Origin of the sequence: Erwinia sp. AnSW2-5 (assembly GCF_045107195.1) — a bacterium.
Lineage (GTDB): Bacteria > Pseudomonadota > Gammaproteobacteria > Enterobacterales > Enterobacteriaceae > Erwinia.
The window spans coordinates 138119-152869 of the sequence record NZ_JBJGXA010000001.1; the positions used below are offsets into that span (position 1 = coordinate 138119).

The window sequence follows — 14751 nt, forward strand, 5'->3', positions numbered from 1 at the left end:
AACTTTTTTGTACTCGAATAATTCGCGTTGCAGGAAGGCGGCCAGCTCGTGAATCCCCAGGAGCATAGATAACTATGTGACTGGGGTGAACGAGTGCAGCCAACGCACCTGCGGCGTGAAGAATGACGGGTACAGGTCGATCTTATTTATTATGGTTGGCGGGTTCCCCTAAGTGTTGGCAGTATCGCCGCCCCGAGCGCGCCCGCCGCGTCGCCCAGAGAAGATGGAATGATGTGCTTGTTCACCGCATAGCCACTGGCCCGCGCCAGCGCTTTCTCCATTCCTCCCTGAAACAGCGGAAACAGTGCTGCTGCGCTGCCGCTGAGAACCGTTACATCCGGTCCATACAGCGCCAGCAGGGTATTCAACCCCCGGCCAACGATCTGGCCGTACTGATAAAGAATGCCGCTGATGCGCGGATTTTCCGCCGCCAACTGGCTTAATCTCTGACTGAGCGTGGCATCCCAGCGCAGGTCGGGGATAGCGGCGGTCAGCGCCTGCTGAAGCCAGCCGCGTGATGCCAGCATTTCCCAGCAACCCTGCAATCCGCAGTAACACACCACCGGGTCATCGGAGACCGGGATATGGCCTGCTTCCGGGTGGCTGCCGTCAATGTTGCGAAATGGGGTGCCGCCTTCCAGCATCGCCACGCCAATGCCGGTGCCGAGTGTGACCATCAGCATGCGGCCACTGCCCTGGCCTGCGCCTAAGTGAAACTCACCGATGGCGGCAGCGACGGCATCGTTGTCGATGGCCACCGGTACACCCAGCAGCTCCCGCAGCTGTGACGCTAACGGGAAGCCGGAGAAGCAGGCCAGCGTATCCTCGTTTTCAATGATCTCGCTGTTCATGTTCACCGGGCCGCTGGCACCAATGCCGAGGCTGGCTAAACGCTGCCCGGCGGGCAGTAACTGACGCACTTTCTCTGCCAGAGCGCTGGCACGTTGCCAGGCGGGCAGCGTGGCGAACCACGCGGTTGGAACGGTTTCTGACGCGATTTCGCGCTGCCCGGCCAGCAAAATAATGCGTGTGCCGGTACCACCGATATCGATGCCTGCCCGTAGAGAGAGTGCGTCAGAGGTTGTCATGTTTTCACCGTTATCTTTTGGCCGTAGAGAAATTCCCCCGGTACCCGCCCATTTCCCCGCGCCAGTGTGACGGTCAGGTGTTGGACCCACAGCATGGCACAGAGTAAACGCGGCAGCGGTTCAGCGGGTGTAGGCAGATGCACGCTGTCGGCGTACTGCTCCGGCCCGACGCTGACCACCAGCGTCCCATTATGGAGCAAATCGGCTGCCAGGGTATTCAGGGTACTGTCGCTGCCATCACCAAACAGCAGCGCCAGCATTCCTGCGCCGGATGTTTCCATCGGGCCGTGGCGGAACTGCCCGCCGATAAACCCTTCTGCGGCCACTTTGGACGCTTCTTTCGTAATCAGTGCCCCGGTTAACGCCGTGGCGGCATCGTTCCCGATACCAATCATCGCTACACGAGGCAGGCTGTGGGCCAGCAGCGCATCGCTGAGTGTTTGTGCCTCGGCGCGCTGGCAAATAATTTGCGCGATATCGGGCAGAATAGCCTGTACCGTTGCCAGCAAGGGCTTTTCATCCCGCCCGGTCAGGGCATACAACACCCGGTAACTGGCGACGAGCGTGTTGAGGTAGCTTTTCGCACTGACGGTGGCTTCTGACCCGCTGTGCAGCAATACCTGAATCTGTGCCTTTTTTGCCAGTTTGCTGGTGGCATCATTGGTGACGCCAATCAGCGTTTTTGGCGGCGTGATGCTGTTGAGCAGCGCCACGACTTCACCACTCATTCCCGACTGCGATGTCACCCACAGCAGGCTGTTGGCGGTGACCAGGTGTGGCATATCGAGCAATCTGCCCGCATCAATACGCCATACCGGGTAACCGCGGTCGATCAGTTCACGTTCGATCGGGATCAGTGCGTAATCAGAGGATCCCATTCCGGCCAGCACAATACGATCGTAGTGATTGAGATCCAGTGCGCTGAGTGCCTGCGGCAGCGGGTAAGCCAGCTGGTCGCGCAGGGCCTCGACCTGCTGCTCAATATCTTTTTCGTATTCGCTGAGAGTCGTTGCTGACATTGATAGTGCCCTGCCACAAGTTGTTTCCGATGTAGTAAACATAGCTGCACGAATTCGCGCAGTCAATGTGCATTATTCGCGCATTATCACAAATATTTGCTTATTTTTTGTCTGCTATAATGACACATGGGCAAGGTTAAGACAGTATGTGCATGAAAGTGTGCAGGTATCGCAACAGGAAGGACACATGAGCGCATCAAAAAGACGATTGCAAATAATTGAGATGATCAGGGAAAAAGGCTATCTGAACGCCGTGGAGCTGTCCGACGTGTTCGGTGTTGACAGTTCCACTATCCGCCGCGACCTGTCGCTGCTGGAAAAAACCGGGATGGTGATGCGCACGCATGGTGGCCTGCTGCCGGCATCGGGTGTCACGGAGAGCAATCTGGATACGCCGTACAACGTGCGTCGCCAGATGAACAATCCGGCGAAAGCGGCGATTGCGCGTTATGCGGCAAGCCTGGTGCAGGACGGTCAGTCGCTGATACTGGATAACGGCTCCAGCGTGTATGAACTGGCGCTGGCGTTACGCGACAAGCGTAATCTGACCGTAGTGACCAATGATGTGCTGACCGCAGTGGCGCTGAGTGCCTGTCCGGGGATCACCATTCACGTGACCGGGGGAATGATGCTGAATGCGGTGTATACCCTGATTGGTCAGGAGACGGTGGATAAGATCAACAGCCTGCACGTCGACTGGGCGTTTCTGGGTGCCGAAGGCGTGCACTTTGACAGCGGTATCACCAACATCAACACCGTCGAAATACCGGTGAAAAAGGCGATGATCGCGGCGGCAGAGAAAACCGTGGTGCTGGTGGACAGCAGTAAGATGGGTTATCGCGCGCTGGCGCATGTGTGCCCTCTGCCAGAGATTGAAATGATTATCACCGAAGAGTCCCCGGCGCTGAAACAGCGCGCGAAATATGGGGCTCGGCTGCGGGTGGTGCCGCTGGTGTAGGGCCGTAGCGGTGTTAAAACCCACAGCGGGCAACGGTTCTGCGGGGATGGGGCCAGATTGAGGTAAGCCGGGCGTCACGCGACAGGACGTCGCGTGCCGAGGCCCGCATGGATGCGGCAGTTGCCGATCCGGCGTGCTCAAACTGGCCCCAGACCTGAAGCCAGAGTGTCAGCCACTAAAATTTGTGGGAAACTCCCTGGAGGTCGACCCCCGTATCGGTTATGCACTAAGCTGAACGTTCCTGCCGTACAAGTGAGCCCGCTTTATGTTTTATCGCCGTTTTGAAAGGATGATCAACATCTTCAGGGATGCCCCGGCCGACACGCCGCCCAACAACCTCTGGGCATTCTATCTGTTCTATCTGCGTCAGGTGTGGCCATGCTTCGCGCTGTTACTGGTGATTGGACTGATCGCCTCACTGATCGAAGTGGCGCTGTTCCGCTATCTCAGCCGCATTATCGACCTGGTAAATATCAGCCCCGCCGCCACCTTCTTTAGCGACCATGGCAGCGAACTGCTGTGGATGGTCGTTGTGGCGCTGGTCTTCAGGCCGTTGTTTATTGGCCTGCACGATCTGCTGGTACACCAGACCATCAACCCCGGCATGACCAGCATGATCCGCTGGCAGCATCATAACTACGTGCTGCGCCAGAGCCTGAACTTCTTCCAGAATGATTTCGCCGGGCGCATCGCCCAGCGCATCATGCAGACCGGCAACGCACTGCGTGACTCGGCGGTGCAGGCGGTCGATGCCCTGTGGCACGTGCTGATTTACGCCATCACCACGCTGGTGCTGTTCGCCGAAGCCGACTGGCGGCTGACCATCCCGCTGCTGATCTGGATTGCTGGCTATGTGCTGTGCCTGCGCTACTTTGTGCCGCGCGTCAAAGCCCGTTCGGTGGCGTCCAGTGATTCCCGTTCGCGTCTGATGGGCTGCATCGTTGACGGTTACACCAATATCACCACGCTGAAACTGTTTGCCCACAGCGATCTGGAGCGCCAGTTCGCACGTGAGGCGATTGGCGACCAGACGGTAAAAACCCGCAGTCAGGGACGGATGGTCACCGGTATGGATGTGGTGGTCACCACGCTGAATGGCCTGCTGATTATCAGCACCACCGGGCTGGCGCTGTGGCTGTGGACGCAGTCACTGTTAAGCGTTGGGGCGATTGCGCTGGCGACCGGGCTGGTGATCCGCATCGTCAACATGTCCGGCTGGATCATGTGGGTGGTGAACGGCATCTTTGAAAATATCGGCATGGTGCAGGACGGTCTGCAAACCATTGCCCAGCCGGTCAACGTCAGTGATAAAGAGCAGGCACCTGCGCTGCGGGTGCAGCAGGGCGAAATCCAGTTTGATGCTATCCGCTTTAACTACGGCGGCGAACGCACGGTGATAGATGACCTGCAACTGACTATCCGGCCCGGTGAAAAAATCGGCCTGATTGGCCCGTCCGGTGCCGGAAAATCCACGCTGGTGAATCTGCTGCTGCGGCTGTATGACCTGAACGGCGGCCGCATTCTGATTGATGGTCAGAACATTGCCGATGTCACCCAGGAGAGCCTGCGCGCACAGATTGGCATGATCACCCAGGACACCTCGCTGCTGCACCGTTCGATTCGCGACAACCTGCTGTACGGCCGCCCGGATGCCAGCGAAGAGGCGCTAACGCGTGCGATTCATCAGGCGAAGGCCGATGAGTTTATCCCGCTGCTGTCCGATTTGCAGGGCCGCACCGGGCTGGATGCGCATGTAGGTGAACGCGGCGTGAAGCTGTCCGGGGGTCAGCGCCAGCGTATTGCCATTGCCCGCGTACTGCTGAAGGATGCGCCGATCCTGATTATGGATGAAGCGACATCGGCGCTGGACTCGGAAGTGGAAGCCGCCATTCAGGAGAGCCTGGAAACGCTGATGGGCGACAAAACCGTGATTGCCATTGCTCACCGGCTGTCGACCATCGCCCGTATGGATCGGCTGGTGGTGCTGGAGCAGGGCAGGATTGCCGAGATAGGTAGCCACAGCGAACTGCTGGCGAAAGGCGGCCTGTATGCGCGCCTGTGGCGTCACCAGACCGGCGGATTTGTTGGCGAAGAATAAATCATGCCCGACGGGTGTCATTGCCCATCGGGCTGCCGCCACGGTAGCGATGCTTTAGCGTCTTCGGCCCAGTTGCGCACGCCGTCACGCTCCTGATGCAGAAAATCAGCGACCGCATCGTGCAGCCCGGCGTGGCGCAGCAGGTGCCAGGATTCCGTCAGCACCGGTTCGAAACCGCGGATCAGCTTATGTTCACCCTGCGCCCCCGCATCAAAACGCTGTAACCCGTGCTCAATGGCGTACTCCATCCCCTGATAGAAGCAGGTTTCAAAATGCAGGCGGTTGAACTCTTCCAGGCAGCCCCAGTAGCGGCCATAGAAGGTGTTGCCATCCACCAGGCTGAACGCCATCGCGACGGGATCTCCGTGCTGGCTGGCGATCACCACGCGAATCGCTTCCGGCATCCGTTCTGCCAGCAGGCTGAAGAACACGCGTGGCAGGTAAGGCTGACGGCCGCGCACGCGATAGGTATTGGCGTAACAGGCGTACACAAAATCCCACTGCGCTTCTGTCACCTCTGCGCCCTGATACCAGACAAACTCCACGCCCTGGCTGGCGACAAGTTCGCGCTCTTTACGCAGCTGTTTGCGTTTGCGCGAGGTGAGGAGATCGAGAAAATCCTGGAAATCGCGAAAACCCCGGTTGTGCCAGTGATACTGACAGCCGAGGCGCGGCAGCCAGCGCGGATCCTGCTCCAGCCCCTGGCGAATGCGCTCATCGCTGAAATTAATATGGCCGCTGTAAAGCTGCCGTTCGGCCAGAAACGCAGGTAAGGCCTGTAACAGCTGCGCTGCCGCGCGATCGTCGCCCAGCAGCCGTGCGCCGCTGACCGGGCTGAACGGCACCGCCGACAGCCACTTCGGATAATAAGGAATACCGGCCCGCTCGCTGGCCTCTGCCCAGGCGTGATCGAAAACGTATTCCCCCATCGAATGATTTTTCGCATAGCCGGGCATGGCCGCGCGCGGCGTTCCGTCCTCCACCCACAGCAGATGCTGCGGCAGCCAGCCTGAAGCACGGCTCACCGCGCCGCTCTCTTCCAGCGCAGAGAGAAAAGCATGGCGTAAAAAAGGCTGAGAGTTGGGGGCCAGGGCATCCCACTGACTGGCCGGAATATCGGCCAGTTGCATCAGGACAGTCAGGGACATCGGTGCGCTCCGCATTTACCACAGGGAAAGTGCTACGTTGACGGCTTTTTGCGCCGGGATCAATCCGTTATTCCGTACTCAAGATGTAAAGAAGCCTCGTTCTCATTCTCATTATCATCTGGCTTTGCTATTCTTGCCGACCTTATGTGCGTTATCACACGTGCGCGGCTTTCAGGTTTACAAGGCGGATTTATGGCGAGTGTTCAGGGTTATCGCTTGTTTAATGTGGTGCTGGCGCGTAAGCAGGTACTTTCACCTTCGATGCTGCGCTGCGTGTTCAGCGGTGATGACGTGCGTCAGATGAAGATGGATGCACCGGATCAGCGGATCAAACTGCTGTTTCCCTCCCTCAACGGCACGCCATCCACGCTCACCGATGAAGGGGAGAAAACCTGGTGGGAAACAGCGCGCGCGATGCCGCAGGACATCCGCCCGATCGCCCGCACCTATACCCTTCGCCACGTTAATGCTGATGCCGGGGAAGTGGAAGTCGAGTTTGTGATGCACGGCACCGAAGGCCCGGCTTCTGCCTGGGCACTGAATGCAGAGCCGGGTGCGGCGTTGCAAATGGTGGCACCGAACCGCGCCTGTCCAACCAGTAGCGGTGGCTACGAGTGGGACCCGCACCCGGATGTGGAGCACGCGCTGGTCGTCGCAGATGAAACCGCACTCCCGGCGGCGAAAGCGATCCTTGAACAGCTGGCTGGCTGGAGCAACCCGCCGCAGTTACAGATGTTCCTGGAAATGCCGAAACGCGGCGACTGCGTGGATCTCAGCCACTATGCCTTTGCCGAGATCCACTGGCTGCCGCGTGAAGCAACCGGCGCATCTCATGGTGAAGCGTTGCTGGGGGCGGTGCAACAGCGGGTAACGCTGCCGGAAAGTGCGCTGGTGCGCGGTGAGCTGCATGAAGAGAATGAGGGCGACATCCTCTGGGACCGTGCCGATAGCGCGGATAAGCGTTTTCACGGCTGGGTGGCTGCCGAGTCCAGCGCTGTTAAACAGCTGCGCCGCTATCTGATTGGCGAGCGTGGCCTGTCGCCGGAGTGCATCAGCTTTATGGCCTACTGGAGCCGTGGCCCGCGCCGCAACGACTAACCCTTAGTTAGCGGCGCACCATCAGCTGTGGACTGACGTTTTTCAGCAGGTTATAGAACCAGGTTTTGGCGGTGATATCCCCGATCTCGGTGTGCCCGTACAGGTACACCTCAAGATTCGGCAGCTCAAACGGCAGTGCGATGATGCGCCCGTTGCCGCGTGCGACGTAGATTTTCGCCGCGCTGGAAGGCAGTGTCACCAGCAGGTCGCTGGAGGCAATCAGCTCGCCCAGCGCCGCAAAGTGCGGGACTTCCAGCGCAATGCGGCGCTCAAAGCCATACTCTTTTATCCGCTCCTCCACCATGTAATGCCCGCTGATGGTCGACACAATAATGTGCTGTTCCTCCAGGTAGGCATCCAGCGTCAGGGTGTCGCCAATACGTGGGTGCTGGCCGTTCAGCAGGCAGACATAACGCTCATCCATCATCCGGTCACGCTGCGCCAGCGAAATACTCTCGTTACGGCTGCACAGCGCGGCATCGACTTTTCCGGTCAGCAACCATTCATCCAGTTTTCGCATCTCGACCGGGATCACTTCCAGCTGCACGTTAGGGGCAACGGCGCGCAGATGTTTCACCAGGCCGGGCAGCAGCAGCAGCTCGCCGAGGTCAGAGAGGGCGAGACGAAATTTGTGAAAGGATGTGTCCGGAGAGAAGCTGCGGGTATCTGCCACCGCCTTCTCAATTCCGCTCAGGGACTTTTTAAACACCGTATAAAGCTGGCTGGCGGTTGGGGTCGGTTGCATCCCTTTGCGGCTGCGTTTAAACAGCTCATTACCTGTCGCATCCCGCAGCCGACCCAGGGCGTAGCTGGCAGAGGGCTGAGTAATAAACAGACGTGCGGCGGCCCCGCTGACGCTCTGAGTTTCATAGATAGCGATAAATACCCGCACCAGGTTGAGATCCATGTTAGCTGGCATATAGCCCCTGTCTATTATCCAAGATTCATATTATCTATTTGAACTATTTTAATCGGTCTAATACCATCCCTTCCACGTTTTTTTGATATGTTCTCCCTTTTTTTTCATATCGCAATTACTTCAATAAAATCAAAATAATAACTAACTTCCTTGTTCTTTTAAGGCAGGAGTGGGCGTACTGCGCCCGTCATCGCGGAGCTAAAAATGAAAAATGAAATCGTCGACGTGATCGTCGACTGGATTGACGATCACTTAGAAGAAGGCCTCAATATTGAAGCCGTAGCGGCAAAATCCGGCTATTCAAAGTGGCATCTGCAACGGGCGTTTAAAGAGCAAAGGGGCATCACCCTGGCGACGTTTATCCGCAGTCGCCGCCTTGATCAGGCCGCCCGCTGTCTGGTGGGTTCGACCAAAACTATCATGGCGATTTCGATGGACCTCGGTTTCTCTTCCCAGCAGTGCTTCCAGCGGGTGTTTAAAAAGCACTTCAATGTTACCCCGCGCGATTACCGCATTCAGTTCCGTCAATATCATTAAGTCCGGAGGACCCGTGCGCCAGTTGACTAAAATGGCCGCCGTGCTGGCGGTGCTGTCTCTTCATCCTTTCACCCAGGCCGCTGCGGCAAGCCAGCAGGCACCGATCACGATGCATGCCGATAACGGGCAGGGCAGCCCGTTCGGCTATGAACGCCAGATGAAAAAGATGATGCGCCCGATTAACGATCTGCTGCCGCAGGGTGGCCAGGATGAGGTGCCCGCTGGCTCTAATTGATGTTGCCAACGATGCCGAAAATGACAGTCGAGCGAACATCAGAAGCGCTTGGTGTGTCATTCCCAACGGCCAATACTGTTATCCGCACATTACAAAATGCTGGTGTGCTGGTAGAAACTACGGGTCGCTTACGAGGGAAGATGTTTAGCTATCAAGCTTATGTCGACCTGTTAAGAGAAGGCTGATTCCAGTCGTCCCTATTCCAGGCTGGGGGATGTTATTGATGTCCTCAACGTAAAGTCGCTTAAATTCCGCTGTTTTCAGTGCGCATGCCTTGAAAAAGGTCATCAGCCATCGGGTATACTGTTCGCCCTGTTGAATTGTGAACTGGATGCTATGGAACGTTTCGTCGAAAACCTGATTTACTCTGCGCGCTGGCTGCTGGCACCGATTTACCTCGGGCTGTCGCTGGGATTAGTGGCGCTGGCCATTAAGTTTTTCCAGGAGCTGATCCATCTGCTGCCACATGTGCTTGAGATGTCGGAAAATGACATGGTGCTGGTGCTGCTTTCGATGATCGACATGACGCTGGTCGGTGGTCTGCTGGTGATGGTGATGCTCTCCGGCTACGAAAATTTTGTCTCTAAGCTGGATATTGATGAGAACAGAGAGAAGCTCAACTGGCTGGGCAAGATGGATTCGGGATCGCTGAAAAATAAGGTCGCGGCATCGATTGTGGCGATCTCCTCTATCCATCTGCTGCGTGTGTTTATGGATGCGAAGAATATCCCGGATAACAAGCTACTGTGGTACGTGATTATTCATCTGACGTTTGTGTTGTCGGCGTTTGTGATGGGTTATCTGGACAGTATGTCGAAGAAAGAGAAGATTTAGCGTCAGGTTAAATGCCTCCGAAAACCATCGCATTTTTGTAGGGGTGAGGCATGCCTCACCCAGTATTAATGCGGGTCGGGCATGCCCGACCCCTACGACGCCCGCTCGCGTCTTACCACACCGTATCCCACCACCAATAGCGCCCCAATGGCTCCGGCCATCCAGTACAGATACGCAATGGCAGCGGTATAAGGCAGCAGCGCCGGATCGGTGACCAGCATACTGCCCGCGATCCAGCCAATCAGCGCGCCACCCAGCGTGACGATAAACGGGAAGCGCGACAGCAACGTCAGCACCAGTTTACTGCCCATCACGATGATCGGAATGCTGATCAACACGCCGAACGACACCAGCCAGACGTTGCCTTTACCGGCAGCCGCCACGGCCAGCACGTTATCCAGCGACATCACCACATCGGCCAGCGTAATGGTCAGCACGGTTTTCCACAGACGATTGTCGCCATTGATGGTGGCTTCTTCCTCTTCGTTGCCAACCAGCTTAAAGCCAATCCACAGCAACAGCAGGCCACCAACCACCTTCAGCCACGGCAGCGCCAGCAGATGAACGGCAATAATCAGCAGCACAACGCGGGCAACAATCGCCCCGAGCGTGCCGAGAATAATCGCTTTTTTCTGCATATGCGGGGGCAGCTTGCGGCAGGCGAGGGCGATAACCACGGCGTTATCGCCACCCAGTAACAGATCAATTAATACGATTTGTAGCAGGATAACGGCAAAATCCAGATGTTCGAACCACATAAGCACTCAGTCAACACAGCGAAAGGGGTCACCGCAGTGACCGAAGCGATCAGCGGCGAAACGCGTCAGCACTGATCTGATATTTCTTCAGTTTATTATATAACCCGGCGCGTGACAGCCCCATTAACTGAGCCGCCTGGCGCAGATTGCCGTTCAGCGCATCCAGCGTGGTAATAATATGCGCGCGCTCATTCACATCCAGCCGAGCGGCCTGCTGCGGTTCCGCCGGATGAACCGCGCTGCCGGAGGGCGCGCGTCGGGTGACTTCATCGGGCAGCTCCTGCACATCGATAAACAGTCCGTCGTTCATATTGATCACCCGCTCAACAATGTTTTCCAGCTCCCGGACGTTACCCGGCCAGTGGTACTGGCTTAAGGCGTCCATTGCCCCAGCAGTAAACTGCACGTTAATCTTCTTCAACTGGGTGCAGACTTTCTCGCGGAACCACTCGGTCAGCGCCGGGATATCGCTGCTGCGTTCGCGCAGGGCCGGAATGGGAATAGAAATCACATTCAGCCGGTAGTAGAGGTCGCGGCGAAACGCCCCGCTTTCCACTGCCCGGATCAGATTGCAGTTGGTGGCAGCGATAATGCGCACATTGACCTTCACCGGCTGCGAGGCGCCAATACGCACCACTTCGCTCTCCTGCAACACGCGCAGCAGGCTGGTTTGCGCTTCCAGCGGCATATCGCCAATTTCATCCAGAAACAGCGTCCCACCTTCTGCCAGCTCGAACTTACCTGCGGCACCGCCGCGTCGCGATCCGGTAAAGGCACCGTCCATATAGCCAAACAACTCGCTCTGTACCAGATCGCGCGGCAGCGCACCGCAGTTAACGGCAATAAAAGGCTCGCCGCAGCGCAGGCTGCCGTTATGAATCGCCTGAGCAAACAGCTCTTTGCCAGTGCCACTCTCGCCCGTGAGTAACACGGTGCTGTCGCTGCGGCAGCAGCTACGTGCTTTATCCATCGCCACCTGCAAGGCAGGCGCGCTGCCGCACAGCATATCAAAGGTGTAACTGGCGCTGGCACCCATCACCCGGCGGGTAATCGCCCGGATTCGCTGATTCTCGCGCAGGGCGATGACCTTACCGCCTCCCGGTGCGGGCATCACCGACACCAGGCAGCAGACGCGCTGATTCTCTGCGGGACTGAAGACGATTTCGCGGTCGTTGCAGAAGGTCATGGTCGCCAGGCGCGTATGTTCCGGGTTCAGCACCTCATCCACCTGATGACCGGCGCGAGCCAGTCCGTGGAAGATCTGTCGGGCATAGCGATTGATGGTTTTGATCACCCCTGATCGATCGAGCACGATCACCCCTTCGTTCAGCGTTTCGAGGATCGACTTCTGCTCGGCCAGTAGCGCACGCAGGATCAGCTGCTGCCCGATGGCTTCGGCGGCCGCCTGCACGGTGCCGAGAGTATGATAGTGGAAATTATCCTGGCTGGCGGTCAGCGTCAGTACGCCGATCATCCGCCCCTCGGCATCGCGGATGGGCGCAGCAGCACATTGCAGGTGGCGCTCACGCAAGGCAGATTTCCAGTTTTCACCGTTGAGCATATACACCAGCCGCTGCTGTTTCAGGCAGCGTGCGGTACAGTTGGTGCCCATCTCTGATTCGGTCAGAATGCTGCCCACCGGGGTCAGATCGCGCCCGCAGCAGGAGAGCGTAATCCCCTGTGCATCGGTCAGATTAATGTGGCCGTCCGGGTTATAAGCCAGCAGATTCTCCATAATGCTGCCCGCCACTTCAATCAGCTCGGCGTTATCGGCCAGAATCTGTTTAACCCGCTCTTCGGGTGGGAAGGTGTAGGCAAAGTGTGCAGGATCAATCCCGGCGGCGCGGCTGCTTTTCCACGAACTGAGGACATCCGGGCGCACAAACTCCGGCTCACGCCCGGCATCAAAATCCCGCCTTGCCTGTTCCAGCAGGCTGTCCCAGCGGCTGGCATCACTGCCCGCAGGCAAGCTCAGCTGTCCATCACACTCTGCGTTAATCGCACCGGCTAATGTCGGTTGATTCATTTTGCATCCTCCCCAAATGGAATGTCCATTTTATAGACATGTTAAGTTGACATGTTTTTTTTGTGTTCATTTTGTGATCGCAGCAGGAAGAGAAAGGCGCGCCCTGCGGTGTTCCGCACTCTGGCATAGGGTTTGCTTATGTCTGTTTAACGACAAAAAAACAGTCAGCCAGCCACCTGAAGGGGAACAAGATGTCAGTGACAAAACAGATCGTGCGTGTGGGGTTAATCGGAGCAGGGCGCATGGGGAGCTTCCATGCGACCTCGCTGGCGCACAAGGTGCCGGGTGCGGTGCTGGCCGCGGTGGCCGACCCGGTGCCGGGAGCGGCACAGCGTCTGGCTGAGACGTTGGGGGCGGGCAAATATTATAGCGAACCCCAGTTGATGCTCGATGACCCGGACATTGATGCGGTGCTGATCGCGACACCGGCACGCACGCATGCGGAGCTGGTGGCGGCGGCAGCGCGGGCTGGAAAACATGTGTTCTGCGAAAAACCGATGGCCATCACCCTCGAAGAGGCGGATCACGCGATTGCTGCCGCGAAAACAGCGGGCGTGGTGTTGCAGGTGGGCTTTAACCGCCGTTTTGCAGCGGGCTTCGCTGCTGCGCTGGCCGGGATCAAAAATGGTGAGATCGGCACGCCGCAGCTGATTCGTTCCCTGACGCGCGACCCTTCTCCACTGCGCGACCCGAGCGGCATCCCGCCCTGGACTATCTACCTGGAAACGCTGATCCACGATTTTGACACGCTGCTGCACTGCAACCCCGGCGCGAAACCGGTGGAAGTGTATGCCATCGCCGACGCACTGGTGCGCCCGGACTTCAAAGACAAAGGGCTGCTGGATACCTCGGTGGTGACTATTCGCTTTGATAACGGCGCAATTGCCGTCGCGGATGCCAGCTTCGAAGCGGTTTACGGTTATGACGTCCGTGCAGAAGTGTTCGGCAATAACGGCATGTTCCAGATGGGCAACATCAACGTGAATAACTGCGTGCGTTTTGGCGCGGCCGGGATTGCTATCGATACCTCTCGCCAGGACACCGACCTGCTGGCCGATGCCTACATTGCCGAGCTGACTGAATTTGTCCGTTGTGCCGCCCGTGGCGAAACGCCGCGTGCGACCGGGGAAGATGCGCGTAATGCGCTGGAAATCGCGCTGGCCTGTATTGCTTCTGTCCAGCAGGGCAAACCGATTCCATTACGAGGATAACAACGATGTCGGATTATCGTCTTTCGGTTTCAGCCGAAATGGTTTTTCTGGATTTACCCTTTATCGAACGTGTGAAGCGTATTCATCAACTGGGTTTCGGCGTGGAGATCTGGCACTGGAACAATAAAGACATTGATGCGCTGGCGGCAACGGGGGCGCGTTTCACCTCCATGACCGGCTACCTGACCGGCAATCTGACGGACGATGACGAGATTGCCAACCTGCTGAGCAGCGCCGAAGCGTCGCTGGCCGTAGCAGCACGTCTTAATTGCCCGAGCCTGAACCTGCACGGAACAGGGTTGGATAATCAGGGGCTGCCCGTTAAGCCTGTAGAGATTGTCACCGGTGAGATGTGGGTAAAAGCCGTGCGTACCCTGGAAAAACTCGCCGCACTGGGTGAAAAGGCCGGGCGCGTGTTTACCCTGGAAAATCTCAACCTTGCTGTTGACCATCCGGGCACGCCGTTTGCCAAAGCCGCCGATACGCTGGCGCTGGTGGAGGCGGTGAACAGCCCGTATCTGAAAATGAATCTTGACCTGTACCACGCGCAGATCGGCGAAGGCAATCTGATCGAACTGGTGCAGCGCAGTGGAAATGCCATTGGCGAAATCCAGGTCGCTGACGTGCCGGGCCGCTGTGAGCCGGGAACAGGTGAGATTAACTATCGTGCAGTGGCGAAAGCCCTGCGAGCCATGAATTATCGGGGGGTCATTGCGCTGGAAGGCTGGGCGTCCGGGGACAGCGAAGCTGCCCTGGCAAGTTTTAAAGCGCACTTTGATTAATTAACCATGATGCGGCCAGCCCTGGCCGCTTTTTTCAGGA

The 14751-nt window shown here is 57.6% G+C and carries 14 protein-coding genes; 8 read left to right on the top strand and 6 right to left on the bottom strand.

What is annotated here, in order from left to right; all coding sequences use genetic code 11:
• Positions 1-149: 149 nt before the first annotated feature.
• A complete protein-coding gene (locus tag ACFL9S_RS00565; RefSeq protein ID WP_405259672.1) occupies positions 150-1088 on the bottom strand; it encodes an ROK family protein in 939 nt (312 codons plus the stop codon).
• Positions 1085-2107 carry an SIS domain-containing protein gene (locus ACFL9S_RS00570; protein WP_405259673.1) on the bottom strand — a complete coding sequence of 341 codons (1023 nt, stop codon included), beginning with the start codon at positions 2105-2107 and terminating at the stop codon, positions 1085-1087. The genes ACFL9S_RS00565 and ACFL9S_RS00570 overlap by 4 nt, the downstream gene beginning before the upstream one ends.
• Positions 2108-2294: 187 nt before the next feature.
• Here ACFL9S_RS00570 and ACFL9S_RS00575 point away from each other — a divergent pair, with 187 nt between their 5' ends.
• Together ACFL9S_RS00575 and ACFL9S_RS00580 are read left to right on the top strand one after the other, a co-directional pair.
• On the top strand, positions 2295-3065 hold the full coding sequence (locus ACFL9S_RS00575; RefSeq protein WP_405259674.1) for a DeoR/GlpR family DNA-binding transcription regulator: 771 nt from the start codon (positions 2295-2297) through the stop codon (positions 3063-3065).
• 265 nt (positions 3066-3330) lie between these two features.
• A complete protein-coding gene (locus tag ACFL9S_RS00580) occupies positions 3331-5163 on the top strand; it encodes an ABC transporter ATP-binding protein (protein ID WP_405259675.1) in 1833 nt (610 codons plus the stop codon).
• Positions 5164-5180: 17 nt separating this feature from the next.
• On the opposite strand, the gene ACFL9S_RS00585 is transcribed toward ACFL9S_RS00580, so the two are convergent.
• Positions 5181-6311, bottom strand: coding sequence for a GNAT family N-acetyltransferase (locus tag ACFL9S_RS00585; RefSeq protein WP_405259676.1), 1131 nt, complete (start codon positions 6309-6311; stop codon positions 5181-5183).
• 192 nt (positions 6312-6503) lie between these two features.
• Between ACFL9S_RS00585 and ACFL9S_RS00590 the strand changes: the two genes are divergently transcribed.
• The gene (locus ACFL9S_RS00590; protein ID WP_405259677.1) at positions 6504-7409 is read left to right on the top strand and encodes a siderophore-interacting protein; all 906 of its coding nucleotides are present in this window, start codon (positions 6504-6506) and stop codon (positions 7407-7409) included.
• A gap of 7 nt (positions 7410-7416) precedes the next feature.
• Here the strand turns inward: ACFL9S_RS00590 and ACFL9S_RS00595 are convergent, their stop codons facing one another.
• The gene (locus tag ACFL9S_RS00595; protein WP_405259678.1) at positions 7417-8328 is read right to left on the bottom strand and encodes a LysR family transcriptional regulator; all 912 of its coding nucleotides are present in this window, start codon (positions 8326-8328) and stop codon (positions 7417-7419) included.
• A gap of 204 nt (positions 8329-8532) precedes the next feature.
• On the opposite strand from ACFL9S_RS00595, the gene ACFL9S_RS00600 reads away from it, so the two are divergent.
• The 3 genes from ACFL9S_RS00600 to ACFL9S_RS00610 all read left to right on the top strand — a co-directional run bounded on the left by ACFL9S_RS00600 (position 8533) and on the right by ACFL9S_RS00610 (position 9934).
• Positions 8533-8865, top strand: coding sequence for a helix-turn-helix domain-containing protein (locus tag ACFL9S_RS00600; RefSeq protein WP_405259679.1), 333 nt, complete (start codon positions 8533-8535; stop codon positions 8863-8865).
• 13 nt (positions 8866-8878) lie between these two features.
• Positions 8879-9100, top strand: coding sequence for a hypothetical protein (locus tag ACFL9S_RS00605; RefSeq protein ID WP_405259680.1), 222 nt, complete (start codon positions 8879-8881; stop codon positions 9098-9100).
• 336 nt (positions 9101-9436) lie between these two features.
• Positions 9437-9934 carry a TIGR00645 family protein gene (locus ACFL9S_RS00610; RefSeq protein ID WP_133844428.1) on the top strand — a complete coding sequence of 166 codons (498 nt, stop codon included), beginning with the start codon at positions 9437-9439 and terminating at the stop codon, positions 9932-9934.
• A gap of 92 nt (positions 9935-10026) precedes the next feature.
• On the opposite strand, the gene ACFL9S_RS00615 is transcribed toward ACFL9S_RS00610, so the two are convergent.
• Positions 10027-10698, bottom strand: a complete 672-nt coding sequence (locus tag ACFL9S_RS00615; protein WP_405259682.1) for a TerC family protein — start codon at positions 10696-10698, stop codon at positions 10027-10029.
• Positions 10699-10741: 43 nt separating this feature from the next.
• The gene (locus tag ACFL9S_RS00620) at positions 10742-12718 is read right to left on the bottom strand and encodes a sigma-54-dependent Fis family transcriptional regulator (RefSeq protein WP_405259683.1); all 1977 of its coding nucleotides are present in this window, start codon (positions 12716-12718) and stop codon (positions 10742-10744) included.
• A 191-nt stretch (positions 12719-12909) separates the two neighbouring features.
• Here ACFL9S_RS00620 and ACFL9S_RS00625 point away from each other — a divergent pair, with 191 nt between their 5' ends.
• Entirely contained in the window at positions 12910-13929 is a 1020-nt protein-coding gene (locus ACFL9S_RS00625; protein WP_405259684.1) for a Gfo/Idh/MocA family oxidoreductase, read from the top strand.
• A 5-nt stretch (positions 13930-13934) separates the two neighbouring features.
• Positions 13935-14711, top strand: a complete 777-nt coding sequence (locus tag ACFL9S_RS00630) for a TIM barrel protein (protein ID WP_405259685.1) — start codon at positions 13935-13937, stop codon at positions 14709-14711.
• The last annotated feature ends 40 nt before the right edge of the window (positions 14712-14751 follow it).

Coding starts and splice junctions, on each gene's coding strand:
- ACFL9S_RS00565 (WP_405259672.1), bottom strand. CDS start 1,088: ATGACAACCTCTGACGCACTCTCTCTACGGGCAGGCATCGATATCGGT.
- ACFL9S_RS00570 (WP_405259673.1), bottom strand. CDS start 2,107: ATGTCAGCAACGACTCTCAGCGAATACGAAAAAGATATTGAGCAGCAG.
- ACFL9S_RS00575 (WP_405259674.1), top strand. CDS start 2,295: ATGAGCGCATCAAAAAGACGATTGCAAATAATTGAGATGATCAGGGAA.
- ACFL9S_RS00580 (WP_405259675.1), top strand. CDS start 3,331: ATGTTTTATCGCCGTTTTGAAAGGATGATCAACATCTTCAGGGATGCC.
- ACFL9S_RS00585 (WP_405259676.1), bottom strand. CDS start 6,311: ATGTCCCTGACTGTCCTGATGCAACTGGCCGATATTCCGGCCAGTCAG.
- ACFL9S_RS00590 (WP_405259677.1), top strand. CDS start 6,504: ATGGCGAGTGTTCAGGGTTATCGCTTGTTTAATGTGGTGCTGGCGCGT.
- ACFL9S_RS00595 (WP_405259678.1), bottom strand. CDS start 8,328: ATGCCAGCTAACATGGATCTCAACCTGGTGCGGGTATTTATCGCTATC.
- ACFL9S_RS00600 (WP_405259679.1), top strand. CDS start 8,533: ATGAAAAATGAAATCGTCGACGTGATCGTCGACTGGATTGACGATCAC.
- ACFL9S_RS00610 (WP_133844428.1), top strand. CDS start 9,437: ATGGAACGTTTCGTCGAAAACCTGATTTACTCTGCGCGCTGGCTGCTG.
- ACFL9S_RS00620 (WP_405259683.1), bottom strand. CDS start 12,718: ATGAATCAACCGACATTAGCCGGTGCGATTAACGCAGAGTGTGATGGA.
- ACFL9S_RS00625 (WP_405259684.1), top strand. CDS start 12,910: ATGTCAGTGACAAAACAGATCGTGCGTGTGGGGTTAATCGGAGCAGGG.
- ACFL9S_RS00630 (WP_405259685.1), top strand. CDS start 13,935: ATGTCGGATTATCGTCTTTCGGTTTCAGCCGAAATGGTTTTTCTGGAT.